Here is a 13,255-nt window from a genome sequence, read left to right on the forward strand (position 1 = left end):
GCGCATCCAAGTTTGCTCAAGTCATCTCTTGATCATCAGGCAACGGAGACCTGCATGCTGAAGAACAGACAGATTGGCGCTATTCCGCTGGTGCGGAATCTGCGCCAGTATCAGGCCCGCTATCAGGCGGACATGCATAGACTGGCGGGACTGGTGCAAACCGTCTCGCCAGGACTTTTTCTACGGGAATGGCTGGCTCGTCCGGGGTCGGTCGGCGCCGTCTGGCCCAGTTCCAGGCAGTTGGCCCGCCAGATGGCGGCCCAGGTTCCCCTGTCGGGCGATGGCTTGGTCGTGGAGCTCGGGGCGGGAACCGGCGCGGTGACGCAGGCTTTGCTGGACCGCGGCATCCCCGGCCGAAGGCTGTGGATCGTGGAACGGTCCCCCGCGTTCGTGCAGCACCTGCGCTACCGCTTTCCGGCGCTGACCGTCGTGGGCGGCGATGCGGCCGACCTGGAATCCCTGCTGCCGGCCAACAAGAAGGTGGACGCGGTAGTGTCCAGCCTGCCGCTGCGTTCATTGCCTCCCGATGTCGTCGGCGCCGTTGTGGAACAGTGGCGGCAATGCCTGGCGATGGACGGCCTTCTGGTGCAATTCACGTACGCTCTGTGGGGGCGCGACATGGACTTGTTCGAAGGCTTTGCCGAAGACCCCAGCCGCTATGCCTGGCTGAACATGCCGCCTGCCCGGGTGCGCATCTTCAGGCGGATGGCGTTTGCCGGAAGCGGATCGTGACTTTCAGCCCCGTCTCGGCCGCGACGTCCGAGAAATCCAGGTCGATGTCGGCGCCCAGACGGGCGACGATGGTCCTGACGATGGCCAGCCCCAGGCCGGAGCCGACCTGTTCAGTGCCCAGCACCCGGTAGAACGGATCGAACACGCGTTTTCTTTCCGGGATGGGAATACCGGGGCCGGTGTCGGAGACGCACAGCTCGACCATGTCACCGACCTCGCGGGCGGACAAGTCGATCCGGCCTCCGACCGGGGTGTAGCGGATCGCGTTGTCCACCAGATTCCGGATGATCGCGCCCAGATCCAGTTCGCTGGCCTGGATCCGGATGTCCGGAACCTGGGTCACGCCCAGGTCCACCGCCTTGGCCTGGGCCTGCGGAATCAGGTCTTCGAGCACCCGCCGGTACAGCACGGGAATCGATGTCGGTCCCGGCGTGATCGCAGGATCGACGGCCGACTGCGCTTTGGCGAGGCTCAGCAGCTGGTCCAGCAGGTTGCGGCCCCTCTGGATGCCCTGGCGCAGGGCGGACAGCCGTTCGCGGGCGGACGGCGGCAGATCGGATTCGCCCAGCCGTTCGGCCTGCAGCGACAGCGCCGTCATCGGGGAGCGCAGTTCGTGCGCGGCATCGGCCACGAAGCGGCGCTGCGTTTCACGCGATCGGGCCAGCCGCGTCAGCAGCCGGTTGATGGCGATGACGAAGGGGCGCACTTCCGTGGGCAGGTGACGATCCGGCACGGGGCTCAGGTCTTCGAATGAGCGCCGGTCGATTTCCCCGGAGAGCCCGGCCATCGGCTGGAACAGCCTGCGCACCAGGCGCGGGATGATCAGCAGCAGGATCGGCACCAGGATCAGAAAGGGCATCAGGGTGCGCAGGGCGCTTTCCCGGGCGATTCCATCGCGAAAGTCGGTTTCCTGGGCGATGGCGACGCGTTCGCCGGAAGGGCGGCTCTTGACCAGCACCCGGTATGTGTCGCCGCGTGATTCCAGGGTATGCATGCCCTCGGCCAGGTTGCCGGGCAGCGACAGGGCGCCCTCGGGCGGCGGTCGATATCCGGCCGCCGGCGGGCCCAGACGCTGGATGATGATGTAGGAATCCTGGTCGCCATCGGCCAGGTGGGCGGATGCGTTGCCCGGCGCCAGCACCAGATGCTGCTGGTCCATCAGTTCCGCGATCTGGTAGAGCACGTCGTCCTGCAGTTCGTGGGCTTCGTCCAGGGCCGAGAAAAAGGAAAAGACGCCCGCGATGCCGGCCACGGCGACGATGACCGCCGACAGGATGAAGGACAGGCGGAATTGCAGGGACGCTTTCAGCTGTGTTTTGAAACCATCCATCCCAGTCCCCGGACGTTGCGGATCACATCGTGTCCCAGTTTGCGCCGCAGGGCGTGAATCAGGAATTCGACGGCATTGCTTTCGACTTCCTCGCCCCAGCCGTACAGCCGGTCTTCCAGTTCTGCCCGCGACAGGATGGCGCCGGGCCGCATCAGCAGGGCCTGGAGCAGGGAAAATTCGCGGCCGGACAACTGCACGGGCGAACCGTCCTGAGCGCATGCCTGTTTGGTGGCGAGATCCAGCGTGACCACCCCATTATCCAGCATGGGGCTGGCCTGGCCGTTCCGGCGCCGGATGACGGCCCGCATCCGGGCCAGCAGTTCGGCCATGTCGAAAGGCTTGAGGATGTAGTCGTCCGCGCCGGCATCCAGGCCGCGCAAGCGATCGTGCAGGGCATCGCGGGCGGTGATGATCAGGACGGGGATGAGGTTGCGCCGCGCGCGCAAGGTGTCCAGGACCTCCAGGCCGTCCTTGCCTGGCAGGCCCAGGTCCAGCAGCGCCAGGTCGTAATGCTGCGCGGCCAGGGCATCGAGCGCGGCCTGGCCGTTGCGCACCCAGTCGGCCGCGTAGGCGGCGTCCTGCAGGGCATCGCGGACGACCTGGCCGATCATGGGGTCGTCTTCGACCAGTAGCACGCGCATGGGTTTTCCATCCTCATTCTTTGAGGACCAAGGATAAATCGAAAGGCGGCGGTCAGGGGCTGGCGGGCCGTTCCAGCGCTTCTTCGCGGGGCGGTCCGGATGTTGTCGGAGGGCGATGCCGCGCGGCCGGGCCGCGCAATCCGCGGAAGTCTTGTCCTGGTGCAAGGATTCGGCGCGCCCCGGTGTCCGGGGGATGCCGCAATGCGATAAATTGTCCATTGGACAACCAGACAGGAGCTTTTCATGGCAAAGGACATCGTGCTGGCCAGCGACGGATCCGCGTACAGCCTGCAGGCGGCGCGCTACATCGCTCAGGCGGGGCTGCTGCCCGAGGGCGGCTCCGTGCACATCATCCACGTCACGCCCCGGCTGCCCGGCAACGTCGCCCGTTTCGTCGACGAACAGGTCATCAAGGACTGGCATGAGGAAGAGGCCGTCAAGGTCCTGAAGCCGACGGCGGATGTGCTGGGCGAGACCGGGGTTCCGTGCGTCACTCGCGCGCTGGTCGGGTTCGCGCCCAAGGAAATCGCCCGCTATGCGGACGAGATCGATGCCCACATGATCGTCATGGGGGCGCACGGCCGCGGCGTCCTGCTGGACGCCGTGCTGGGATCCGTGGCCGGGCGGGTGTTGTCGATGACCCGGCGCCCGGTGCTGCTGATCCAGCAGACGGAATAGGCTGGCGGCTTCCGCCGGGAGCCTCTAGGTCTTGCCGCGTATGTTCGATTTTGCGGCGGTCGATTGGTGCGCCTGCTTCAGCAGCCAGTCGCAGAATACGCGCGCCTTGGACGGTAGTGCGCGGTTTTCCGGGAAGACGATGTAATAGGCGGACGACTGGCGAAACGCGGGCTGATCCTGCAGTACGCGCACCAGCCGGCCACTTGCGAGTTCAGCACCGATCATGATCGGGTTGGCGAGCATCACCCCCTGTCCGGAAAGCGCGGCTTGCATCGCGAGCGGGTACTCATTGAAACGAGGCCCCGGCATCGACGGCTCGACGTTCCTTCCCGCGCTCCTGAACCATTCCACCCAGGACATGAATGGATGATGGATCAAGGTGCACTTGCGTAGTTCGCCGACCGTTCCGGGCAGGCGTCCGCGACGATATGCCGGGCTGCAGACCGCCAGGTAGACGAGGTCGTCCAGTGGAAGCCGATCCGCGCGCAAGCCCGGCCAGACGCCGTGGCCGAAACGCAAGGCGAGATCCACGTCATCGTGATTGAAATCGACCAGCGCGATAGCGCCGCTGAGATTGATTTCCAGATGCGGGTGGCGTTGTCGGAAGTCTGCCAATCGCGGCACCAGCCAGATCGCGAGTGAAGGCGGCGCGCTGACGTTCAGGGTCTGGGGCCGGTCATCCGCGCGTACTTGCGCAACACCCTTCGCAATGAGCGACAGGGCCTCGTTCACCGCAAGGTAGAGTCGCCGGCCGTCTTCGGTCAGCAACATGGAGCGGCCCGCGCGCCGAAACAGCTTTGTTCCGAGCTCGGCCTCCAGCGCCTTGATCTGGTGGCTGACGGCGCTGTGCGTGAGGAACAGTTCTTCCGCGGCGCGGCTGTAGCCGTGGTGGCGCCCGGCGGCTTCGAAGATGCGTAGAGCCTTGAGCGAAGGCAGGTGATCCGGCATCGGAAAATGTTAGTCCAGCTCACCTATCGGGTCAAAAAATCTCGTTGGAATTCTGCGCCGCGCAGGCATACCTTTCTGAATCCTGCTTGATGAATGACGGAGTTCAGAATGGACCGTTCCAATTGCGCCACCCTCGACTCGCGGTCCGGCCCCGAGAGGACAGTCGAATCGTCCAGCACTTCGCTGTGGGTGCCGGCCGGCCTGGCAATGGGGGCGGCAGCCGCGCTGGGCTTTGCGCGGTTCGCATACTCCCTGTTGCTGCCCGCAATGCGGCACGGCTTGCACTGGAGCTTTGCCCAGGCCGGTTCACTCGGCACCGCAATGGCGGTGGGTTACTTGCTCGGGTCGCTGTTGACCGTACAGGCGGAGCGCTGGCTCGGCACCGCACGCGTGTTCGTGCTCGGGCTTCTCATTACCGCCGCATCCCTGCTGGCCATGGCCCTGTTTCATGATTATGGGGCGCTGCTCCTGATGCGCTTCATTGCCGGTTTCGTAACGGGCTGCGTATTCATCACGGGCTTCAGCCTCGCTGCGCGGGCGGGCGCCGCCTCGGGCCGCAGCAGCCTGTTCACCATCATTTATGGGTCTGGCGCGGGGATTGGCATGGTCTTGAGCGGCCTGATCCTTCCGCCTGTGCTGGCCTCGGAGTGGGATTGGGCCGGCAGTTGGATAGTGCTGGGGCTGTTGACGCTGATTTCAATCGCATTGGCGATCCCGGCGGTGAAACGCGTGCCGCCGATGGCGGTCGCGGTGGCAGGCGGTACGAGCGTCTCGCTAGGCCGCCTGCGTCCTATTTTGTGGGCTTATTTCCTTTATGGCGCTGGCTACTATGCGCTGATGACGTTCGTGATCGCATACCTTCACGCCGCCGGTTATGATCAGGCGCGCATCGTGGACTTCTGGATTGTGGCGGGACTGGCGGTCAGTGCCTCAATGATTCTGTGGGGGCCGTTGCTTGGCCGGCTGCGTGGCAGCGGCGGGGTGGTTCTGACCACGGGCGTGCTGATCGCAAGCGCGCTGGTCCTTCTGCTGATGCAGGGCGTTGCCGCGGTCATGCTATCGGCGGCGTTGTTCGGGGGGTCGCTGATGGCCAGCGCGTTCGCGCATCTCGACTATGCGCGCGGGCTCGTTCCCTCGCATGCGTGGACACGGATCATCGCGGCGATGACCGTCATGTTCTCGCTGGGGCAGACCGCAGGGCCATTGCTGTGCGGATCGATCGCCGACTATGGCGGTATGCGCGTCGGTATGTTTTCCGCCATCGGCCTGCTGGTGCTCTGCGTTGCGCTCGCGTCGTTGCAACGCGGGTCGGTGGCGAAGCCGGGTGCCGCGTTGCGGTGACTAAACACGTCTGGTGCGGACCGGGTTCGCAGCCGCTACGGTCACTGCGGCGTCGGCGTCGGCGTCGGCGTTTCGGCCGTCAACCGCTTGAGGCGATGCAGCCGTTCGCGCTGCAAGGTATCGGCCAGCGGCTCGGGGGCATGGCCCAGCGCAACGGAATCGGCGGCCACGGCCTGCACGGCGGCATCCAGGCGCGATGATCCCGCCCGCCACCATTCGGCCAGCAATTGATCGGGGGAATACGCATCCAGCCCCTGGCGCCGCAATTCGGATCGATCGAAATCCTTCAGGTTCCATGTCATCACCTGCACGGCGGGCGGGCGCTGCAAGCCGCAGCGCGCCCGTCGCGCCAGGCCGGCCGCGATCACGTGAAAATCCTTCGGGTCGCTGTAGCGCAAACCGATTTCGTAGGGGGCGGTGTTGGCCTCCATGGCGCCGGGAAAGCACTGATTCATGGCGTCCCATTGTTCCGCCAGCGTTTCAGGCGGAATCTGCCACAAGCGCGCCGCGTTGCGGCGCCATTCCTCGCCGATGCGTTCGGTCCAGATCGGCTGGAATACGCCCTGGTCGGCCACACGCAGCAGCAATTGGCGCTGCACCGTGGACATCAGCACACAGGCATCGAGGACGACGAAGGGAGGGACAGAGCGGAACATGGGGCGCCACAAGGCGGTGGATGCGGGGTTTCGACGGAGGGGGCACGCCCCATGGATGCCGGACGCTGGGCTGAAGTAGAGCAAAAATGGCAGCTCGGATCAAGTCGGCGTTCATTTCCTCAAGCCCTGGCAGTGGGTATCATGGAAATACGGATTCCGTTGCCCACCGGGGAAAGCTCATGCAGAGATACTTCGCCGCGCTGACCATCGTGCTGATGCTCGGAATGGTGCTGGCCCGCGCCCTCGTGATGCGCCGGGCGGGAGTGCAGGCCCTGAAGTTCGGTGCGATCGACAAAAGGGATTTCCTGATCCCGCCGTTCGCCTTCTTTTATTTCTATCTTGTGTTCGCCGCCGCGTTCGGCTGGCCTTCGGTTAGCACGCGGACGTTCTTCGAGTCGGATCCGGTCGCCTGGGCGGGTGTCGCCCTGTGCGCGGCCGGCCTGGCCGTGTTGCTGTGGAGCCTGATCTCTTTCGGACGGAGCTTTCGCGTGGGCATCGACGCCGATCATCCCGACAAGCTCATCACCACCGGGATCTTCGCGTTCAGCCGCAACCCCATTTATGTCGGCTTCGCTTCCATCGTGCTTGGACAGTTCCTGGTGTTCCCGAACTGGGTCCTCCTGGTCTATGCCGGTGCGGCGATCGGGCTTTTTCATCGGCAGGTGCTGCTCGAAGAGCAGTTCCTGAGGCATCACTATGGGCAGGAGTACCTCGCGTATTGCGGGCGGGTCAGGCGGTATCTCTGAATCACTTCCGGAATGCGGTGGCTGCAAAGAAATGACCGCCTGATCGGCGGTCATTTTTCAAAGCGCTATGGGTGGCCGGATTTTTCCGTGAACCTTGGCCGATTTCTTCGAAATCCAACAACCGTCAAACGTCGATGTTCCCCGCCTGCAGCGCATGCGCTTCGATGAAGGCCCGGCGCGGTTCGACGTTGTCGCCCATCAGGGTGACGAAGATCTCGTCGGCGGCGATGGCGTCCTCGATCTGCACGCGCAGCAGGCGACGCACGGACGGGTCCATGGTCGTTTCCCAGAGCTGTTCGGGGTTCATTTCGCCCAGGCCCTTGTAGCGCTGCTTGCTGATGCCGCGTTCGGCCTCGGTGCGCAGCCATTGCATGACCTCGCGGAAATCGCCGACGGATTTTTCCTTCATCTTGTCGCCGACGCCCCGGCGCACGACGGCGCCTTCGCCCAGCAGGCCCAGGAAGGTCTTGGCCGTGCGGGACAGGACGGCGTAGTCGCCGCCGCGCACGAAGCCGCGGTCGAACAGGCTGACGCGCAGGTTGCCGAAGTGGGGGCGGATGACGGCCAGGCGCCAGGCGTCCTCGATGTCGTCGTACTGGGCCTCGACGTGGACGGCGTCGGGGGCTTCCGGGTCGCGCAGGGCCTGTTCCAGCGCGGCGGCGCTGGCGCGGGCGGCGGACTCGTCCACCAGGCTGACCTGCACGCCTTCGGCCATGGCGGACAGGGCTTCGATGTCCATGATGCGCGACAGGCGGGCGATGACGTGGTCGGCCAGGACGTACTGGCGGGCCAGATCCATCAGCGCGTCGTCGCGGATGGGGGCGGCGCCGGCGCTGGTCACCAGTTCGGTGTCCTTCAGGGCCAGCTGCAGCATGAACTGGGCTTCCTCGCCGTCGTCCTTCAGATAGCGTTCTTCCCGGCCGACCTTGACCTTGTACAGCGGCGGCTGGGCGATGTAGACGTAGCCGCGTTCGATCAGCGCGGGCATCTGGCGGTAGAACAGCGTCAGCAGCAGGGTGCGGATGTGGGCGCCGTCCACGTCCGCGTCGGTCATGATGATGATGCGGTGATAGCGCAGCTTGTCGATGTTGAAATCGGGGCCGATGCTGGTGCCCAGCGCCGTGATCAGCGTGGTGATCTGTTCGCTGGACAGCAGGCGGTCGAAGCGGGCCTTTTCGACGTTCAGCACCTTGCCGCGCAGCGGCAGGATGGCCTGGAACTTGCGGTCGCGGCCCTGTTTGGCCGAGCCCCCGGCCGAGTCCCCTTCCACGATGTACAGCTCGCACAGGGCGGGGTCTTTTTCCTGGCAGTCCGCCAGCTTGCCCGGCAGGCCGGCGCCTTCCAGGACGCTCTTGCGGCGCGTCATCTCGCGGGCCTTGCGGGCGGCCTCGCGGGCGCGGGCGGCTTCCACGATCTTGGAACACAGGGCGCGGGCGTCGTTGGGATTTTCCAGCAGCCAGGTTTCCAGCGTGCGGCTGACGGCGTCCTCGACGGCGGGGCGGACCTCGCTGGAGACGAGCTTGTCCTTGGTCTGGCTGCTGAACTTGGGTTCCGGGACCTTGACCGACAGCACGCAGGCCAGGCCTTCGCGCATGTCGTCGCCGGTGGTGTCGACCTTGGCCTTCTTCGCCAGTTCGTTGTCCGTGATGTACTTGTTCAGCACCCGGGTCATGGCGGCCCGCAGGCCCGTCAGGTGGGTGCCGCCGTCGCGCTGCGGGATGTTGTTGGTGAAGCACAGCACGGTTTCGGCGTAGCTGTCGTTCCATTGCATGGCGACTTCCACGCCTACGCGCACGCCGCCGGCGTCGGATTCGGTCGTGACGGCGAACACGTTGTCGTGCAGCGTGGTCTTGGCGCGGTTGATGTACTGGACGAAGCCCTTGACCCCGCCCAGGAAGGCCAGGTTTTCATCCTGGCCCGTGCGCTCGTCCACCAGGCGGATCTTCACGCCGTTGTTCAGGAAGGACAGTTCGCGCAGCCGGCGCGCCAGGATTTCGTAGGTGTAGTCGATGTTGCTGAAGATCTCGGAGTCGGCCAGGTACTGGACCCGGGTGCCGGTGCGTTCGGAATCGCCGGTGATGGCCAGCGGGGCGACCCGTTCGCCGCGCCGGAATTCCATCTGGTGTTCGTGGCCGTTGCGCCAGATCGTCAGGCGCAGCCATTCGGACAGCGCGTTGACGCAGGACACGCCCACGCCATGCAGGCCGCCCGACACCTTGTAGGAGTTCTGGTCGAACTTCCCGCCGGCGTGCAGTTCGGTCATGACGATTTCGGCCGCGCTGCGGTGATGTTCGTCGTCCTTGTGGATGGCCGTGGGGATGCCCCGGCCGTTGTCCATGACCGAAATGCTGTTGTCGGCGTGGATGGTGACGACGATGTCGTCGCAGTACCCGGCCAGGGCCTCGTCGATGGCGTTGTCCACCACTTCGAAGACCATGTGGTGCAGGCCGGTGCCATCCGACGTGTCGCCGATGTACATGCCCGGCCGTTTGCGGACGGCTTCCAGGCCTTTGAGCATCTTGATCGAATCGGCGCCGTAGCCGGCGGATGGCGTGTTCGGAGTGGTGGGTTCTGACATGGAAATCCTGTGATTGAATCAGTCGGGCGCGGGCGGCGATCAGATGCGCATGGGCATGACGACGTACTTGAATTCGTCGTCGTCGGGCACCGTGATCAGCACCGAGGCGTTGACGTCCGGCTGCACCGACCAGCTGACGTTTTCCGTCTTGACGTTGGCCAGCACGTCGAGCAGGTAGGTGACGTTGAAGGCCACGTCCAGCGGTTCCTGGGCGTAGTCGACCTCGAGTTCTTCGCGAGCCTCTTCCTGTTCGGCGTTGGACGAGGAAATGCGCAGCAGGTTGTCGCCCAGCTGCAGCCGCACGCCCTTGAGCTTGTCGGTGGTCAGGATGGCGGCGCGCTGCAGGCTGGCCTGCAGCGATTCGCGGGGGATCAGGATGTGGCGCGTATAGCCGGTCGGGATGACGCGCTTGTAGTCGGGGAACTTGCCTTCCACGAGCTTCGAGACCAGTTCGATCTGGTCGAAGCGGAAGCGGATCTGGCCCGCGGCCAGGTCGATCTGCACCGGCGATTCGTCATCGGCCAGCAGACGCTGCATTTCATGCACGGTCTTGCGCGGGATGATGGCGTCCATCTGGGCTTCCAGGCCCTCGACGGCGATGCTGGCGTGCGCCAGGCGGTGGCCGTCCGTGGACACGGCCCGGACCTTGCCGGGTTCCAGCACCATCAGCAGGCCGTTCAGGTAGTAGCGGATGTCCTGCTGCGCCATGGAAAAGTGCACCTGGTTGAAGAGCTGCTTCAGGGACTTCTGCGGCATGGAGAACGATGCCGTCCATTGATCCGCCTGGGACACCGTGGGGTAGTCGGCGGCGTTCAGCGTCTGCAGGGCGAAGCGGCTGCGGCGCGCCTGGACGGACAGTTTCGCGTCGTCCAGCGACAGGCGCACGTCGCCGGTGTCGGGCAGGGCGCGCAGGATGTCGAGGAACTTGCGGGCGGCCACGGTCGTGGACTGGACGTCGTCGCCCACCCCGAAATCGGCCTGCGTGGTGATCTGGACTTCCAGATCGTTGGCCAGGAAAGCAACCTGATTGCCTTGCTTGCGGATCAGGACATTGGCCAGGATCGGCAAGGTGTTGCGCCGTTCGACGATCCCCACCACGGTCGTCAGGGGCTTGAGGATGGCATCGCGGCTTGCTTGTATCAGTAGCATGTCATTATCCTTTGAGGGTTTGCTCGAGTACGTGAAGTGCGTGATTCAATTCAGTCTGTTTGCCCCGCAGATCGGTGATCTTGCGGACCGCGTGCAGCACGGTGGTGTGATCGCGTCCGCCGAACAGGTCGCCGATTTCCGGCAGGCTCTTCTGGGTCAGTTCCTTGGCCAGGTACATGGCGATCTGGCGCGGCAGCGCGATATTGGCGGGCCGGCGCTTCGAATACATGTCGGCGACCTTGATTTTATAGAAGTCGGCGACGGTTTTTTGGATGTTCTCCACCGTGATCTGGCTGTTGGATACCGACAGCAGATCCTTCAGGGCTTCCTTGCAGACTTCGACGGTCAGGACTTCGCGGCCGTGGAAGCGGGCGTAGGCGGAGACCTTGCGCAGGGCGCCTTCCAGTTCGCGCACGTTGCTGCGCAGGTGCTTGGCGATGAAGAAGGCGACTTCCTCGGGCATGGTGATGCCTTCGGTCTGGGCCTTGCGCAGCAGGATCGCCACGCGCATTTCCAGTTCGGGCGGCTCGATGGCGACCGTCAGCCCCGAATCGAAGCGCGAGATCAGCCGGCTGTCGATGTTGGCCAGTTCCTTCGGGTAGGTGTCGGAGGTGATGATGATCTGCTTGCGCTGCGCCACCATGGCCTCGAAGGCGTAGAAGAACTCTTCCTGGGTACGATTCTTGCCGGCGAAGAACTGGATGTCGTCGATCAGCAGCAGGTCCAGCGAATGGTAGTAGCGCTTGAAATCGTCGAAAGCCCGGCGCTGGTAGGCCTTGACCACGTCGGACACGTACTGGTCGGCGTGCACGTAGCGGATGCGCGGATTGTTGCCGCCGGCCAGCAGGGCGTTGCCGATGGCGTGGATCAGGTGGGTCTTGCCCAGGCCCACGCCGCCGTACAGGAACAGCGGGTTGTAGGAGACGCCGGGGTTTTCGGCGACCTGCAGCGCCGCCGCGCGCGCCAGCTGGTTGGCCTTGCCGATGACGAAGTTGTCGAAGGTCAGGTCCAGGTTCAGGCGCGACCGGTCTTTCATGGCCTCGTCGGCGGCGGCGTGGACTGGGGTCGGCGCCGCGGCGGGCGCGGCCGCCGGGCCGGACGAGCCATTGGCGGAGGCGGACGGCGCCGGCGGCACGCGCACGGCCGGAGCCGGCCGCGCCTGGCTGGCGTGGATTTCCAGCTGCACCTGCACCGCCTGGGAAAACCAGTCGCTGGCGAGCGTTTCGATGCGCGTGGAATAGTTCTTGCGCACCCAGTCGAGCTTCATGCGATTGGGCGCGCCGAGCCTCAGGATCGCGAGTTCCTCGTCGTAGCCGAGGGGAACCAGGGGTTTGATCCAGGCGCTGATCTGTTGGGGGGGGAGTTCCTGTTCCAGCTGCTGGAGACAGGCCTGCCAGAATTCATTCATAGGGGTCATCGTGCGAAACCTCGATTCTACCCTTTCCTGTGGTGAGTTATCCACAGACCGTGCGGCGGCTTGCGCCGCGCAGCGGGGGATAAGTTCACAAGTGATTGACGGCACGTCAAAAATTTGTTGAAATAATGGGCTTTTCGATGCTTTGGGTGATATGGGTACGCGTGTGCCTGTGATGGCGCCCGGGCGATCGAGCCTTCAGTCACATAACCTCGCACAACCCCGAGCTCTTTTGGATTCGCCATGAAACGCACTTTCCAGCCTTCTGTTACCCGCCGCAAGCGCACTCACGGGTTTCGTGTCCGCATGAAGACGCGTGCGGGCCGTGCCGTCCTCAGCGCCCGCCGCGCCAAGGGCCGCAAGCGCCTGGCCGTCTGATCCGTCGTCCCCGCGCCGGTCTTTGGCCGGCTTCGGAATCGACCGCCATGCCTACCGATTTCCCTTCGGCGGCCCGGCTGCATCGCCCCTCGGAATACGCGGCGGCCCTGAAGGGCCGGCGTATCGCCCGAGGGGCTTTGTTCATTGTCTCCGGTCCCCGGCAATCCGAACCGGGTCCCGCCCGCCTGGGGCTGGTCGTGCCCAAGCGCCACGCGCCCCTGGCCGTGACGCGCAATGCCATCAAGCGTGTCATCCGCGAGGCCTTTCGCCTGCGCCGGGCCGGTCTGCCCGATGGCGATCTGGTGTTCCGGCTGGTCAGCCGTCCCGCCCCCGCCAGCCTGACGGTCCTGAAGCGCCAGGTGCGAGAGGAAGCCGATGCCCTGCTGGGCAGGATCGCGAAATGTTGATCCGGTCCTTGTTCATTGCGCCGATCCGCTTCTACCGGTATTTTCTGAGCCCGTGGGTGGGGCAGCAGTGCCGCTTCACGCCGACCTGCTCCGCCTATACGATCGAGGCCATCGAAGTCCATGGCGTCCCGCGCGGCATCTGGCTGGGCATGCGCCGCATCGCGCGCTGCCATCCCGGATGTCCGGGCGGACATGATCCGGTGCCGCCGGCGCGGTCCGCCGCAAGCGGTCACGGATGAATCAAAAAGGGCCCGGGG

14 protein-coding genes are annotated in these 13,255 nt (G+C 65.0%); 7 read left to right on the forward strand and 7 right to left on the reverse strand.

Going from position 1 to position 13,255, the window contains the following annotated elements; all coding sequences use genetic code 11:
• Positions 1–132: 132 nt before the first annotated feature.
• A complete protein-coding gene (locus Q0263_RS07340) occupies positions 133–732 on the forward strand; it encodes a methyltransferase domain-containing protein (RefSeq protein WP_298014960.1) in 600 nt (199 codons plus the stop codon).
• Here Q0263_RS07340 and Q0263_RS07345 read toward each other — a convergent pair.
• Positions 698–2,062, reverse strand: coding sequence for an ATP-binding protein (locus Q0263_RS07345; RefSeq protein ID WP_298014870.1), 1,365 nt, complete (start codon positions 2,060–2,062; stop codon positions 698–700). The two genes, Q0263_RS07340 and Q0263_RS07345, sit on opposite strands and share 35 nt — an antisense overlap.
• A complete protein-coding gene (locus Q0263_RS07350) occupies positions 2,038–2,703 on the reverse strand; it encodes a response regulator (protein WP_298014872.1) in 666 nt (221 codons plus the stop codon). The genes Q0263_RS07345 and Q0263_RS07350 overlap by 25 nt, the downstream gene beginning before the upstream one ends.
• 243 nt (positions 2,704–2,946) lie before the next feature.
• Here Q0263_RS07350 and Q0263_RS07355 point away from each other — a divergent pair, with 243 nt between their 5' ends.
• Complete coding sequence (locus Q0263_RS07355) at positions 2,947–3,381, forward strand: universal stress protein (RefSeq protein ID WP_298014875.1); 435 nt, start codon at positions 2,947–2,949, stop codon at positions 3,379–3,381.
• A 24-nt stretch (positions 3,382–3,405) separates the two neighbouring features.
• Here the strand turns inward: Q0263_RS07355 and gcvA are convergent, their stop codons facing one another.
• On the reverse strand, positions 3,406–4,329 hold the full coding sequence (gene gcvA / locus Q0263_RS07360; protein ID WP_298014877.1) for a transcriptional regulator GcvA: 924 nt from the start codon (positions 4,327–4,329) through the stop codon (positions 3,406–3,408).
• 108 nt (positions 4,330–4,437) lie between these two features.
• On the opposite strand from gcvA, the gene Q0263_RS07365 reads away from it, so the two are divergent.
• Complete coding sequence (locus Q0263_RS07365) at positions 4,438–5,670, forward strand: YbfB/YjiJ family MFS transporter (protein WP_298014879.1); 1,233 nt, start codon at positions 4,438–4,440, stop codon at positions 5,668–5,670.
• Positions 5,671–5,711: 41 nt separating this feature from the next.
• Here the strand turns inward: Q0263_RS07365 and Q0263_RS07370 are convergent, their stop codons facing one another.
• Complete coding sequence (locus tag Q0263_RS07370) at positions 5,712–6,326, reverse strand: PIN domain-containing protein (RefSeq protein ID WP_298014881.1); 615 nt, start codon at positions 6,324–6,326, stop codon at positions 5,712–5,714.
• A 179-nt stretch (positions 6,327–6,505) separates the two neighbouring features.
• Between Q0263_RS07370 and Q0263_RS07375 the strand changes: the two genes are divergently transcribed.
• Positions 6,506–7,072 (forward strand): isoprenylcysteine carboxylmethyltransferase family protein, encoded by a 567-nt coding sequence (locus Q0263_RS07375; RefSeq protein ID WP_298014883.1) that lies wholly within the window; start codon positions 6,506–6,508, stop codon positions 7,070–7,072.
• Positions 7,073–7,196: 124 nt separating this feature from the next.
• On the opposite strand, the gene gyrB is transcribed toward Q0263_RS07375, so the two are convergent.
• From gyrB to dnaA, 3 genes are read right to left on the reverse strand one after another with little or no spacing between them, the layout of a single operon-like run.
• Positions 7,197–9,650: a DNA topoisomerase (ATP-hydrolyzing) subunit B gene (gyrB, locus tag Q0263_RS07380; RefSeq protein ID WP_298014885.1), complete on the reverse strand. Its 2,454-nt coding sequence runs from the start codon at positions 9,648–9,650 to the stop codon at positions 7,197–7,199.
• A gap of 39 nt (positions 9,651–9,689) precedes the next feature.
• Complete coding sequence (gene dnaN, locus Q0263_RS07385; protein WP_298014887.1) at positions 9,690–10,799, reverse strand: DNA polymerase III subunit beta; 1,110 nt, start codon at positions 10,797–10,799, stop codon at positions 9,690–9,692.
• Between the two features lie 4 nt (positions 10,800–10,803).
• Complete coding sequence (gene dnaA, locus Q0263_RS07390; protein ID WP_298014889.1) at positions 10,804–12,207, reverse strand: chromosomal replication initiator protein DnaA; 1,404 nt, start codon at positions 12,205–12,207, stop codon at positions 10,804–10,806.
• A 249-nt stretch (positions 12,208–12,456) separates the two neighbouring features.
• Between dnaA and rpmH the strand changes: the two genes are divergently transcribed.
• From rpmH to yidD, 3 genes are read left to right on the forward strand one after another with little or no spacing between them, the layout of a single operon-like run.
• Positions 12,457–12,591: a 50S ribosomal protein L34 gene (gene rpmH, locus Q0263_RS07395; RefSeq protein ID WP_043679136.1), complete on the forward strand. Its 135-nt coding sequence runs from the start codon at positions 12,457–12,459 to the stop codon at positions 12,589–12,591.
• A gap of 47 nt (positions 12,592–12,638) precedes the next feature.
• Positions 12,639–12,998 carry a ribonuclease P protein component gene (locus Q0263_RS07400; protein WP_298014894.1) on the forward strand — a complete coding sequence of 120 codons (360 nt, stop codon included), beginning with the start codon at positions 12,639–12,641 and terminating at the stop codon, positions 12,996–12,998.
• Positions 12,995–13,237, forward strand: coding sequence for a membrane protein insertion efficiency factor YidD (gene yidD, locus Q0263_RS07405; RefSeq protein ID WP_298014962.1), 243 nt, complete (start codon positions 12,995–12,997; stop codon positions 13,235–13,237). The genes Q0263_RS07400 and yidD overlap by 4 nt, the downstream gene beginning before the upstream one ends.
• Positions 13,238–13,255: the final 18 nt, after the last annotated feature.

Source organism: uncultured Castellaniella sp. (assembly GCF_937988725.1).
Taxonomy (GTDB): Bacteria; Pseudomonadota; Gammaproteobacteria; order Burkholderiales; family Burkholderiaceae_B; genus Castellaniella.

Bases quoted from the DNA above. Each gene is read 5' to 3' on its own strand.
- Q0263_RS07340 (WP_298014960.1), top strand. From the start codon at position 133: ATGCATAGACTGGCGGGACTGGTGCAAACCGTCTCGCCAGGACTTTTT.
- rpmH (WP_043679136.1), top strand. From the start codon at position 12,457: ATGAAACGCACTTTCCAGCCTTCTGTTACCCGCCGCAAGCGCACTCAC.
- Q0263_RS07355 (WP_298014875.1), top strand. From the start codon at position 2,947: ATGGCAAAGGACATCGTGCTGGCCAGCGACGGATCCGCGTACAGCCTG.
- dnaN (WP_298014887.1), bottom strand. From the start codon at position 10,799: ATGCTACTGATACAAGCAAGCCGCGATGCCATCCTCAAGCCCCTGACG.
- Q0263_RS07370 (WP_298014881.1), bottom strand. From the start codon at position 6,326: ATGTTCCGCTCTGTCCCTCCCTTCGTCGTCCTCGATGCCTGTGTGCTG.
- Q0263_RS07400 (WP_298014894.1), top strand. From the start codon at position 12,639: ATGCCTACCGATTTCCCTTCGGCGGCCCGGCTGCATCGCCCCTCGGAA.
- Q0263_RS07375 (WP_298014883.1), top strand. From the start codon at position 6,506: ATGCAGAGATACTTCGCCGCGCTGACCATCGTGCTGATGCTCGGAATG.
- Q0263_RS07350 (WP_298014872.1), bottom strand. From the start codon at position 2,703: ATGCGCGTGCTACTGGTCGAAGACGACCCCATGATCGGCCAGGTCGTC.
- gcvA (WP_298014877.1), bottom strand. From the start codon at position 4,329: ATGCCGGATCACCTGCCTTCGCTCAAGGCTCTACGCATCTTCGAAGCC.
- dnaA (WP_298014889.1), bottom strand. From the start codon at position 12,207: ATGAATGAATTCTGGCAGGCCTGTCTCCAGCAGCTGGAACAGGAACTC.
- Q0263_RS07365 (WP_298014879.1), top strand. From the start codon at position 4,438: ATGGACCGTTCCAATTGCGCCACCCTCGACTCGCGGTCCGGCCCCGAG.
- Q0263_RS07345 (WP_298014870.1), bottom strand. From the start codon at position 2,062: ATGGATGGTTTCAAAACACAGCTGAAAGCGTCCCTGCAATTCCGCCTG.
- gyrB (WP_298014885.1), bottom strand. From the start codon at position 9,650: ATGTCAGAACCCACCACTCCGAACACGCCATCCGCCGGCTACGGCGCC.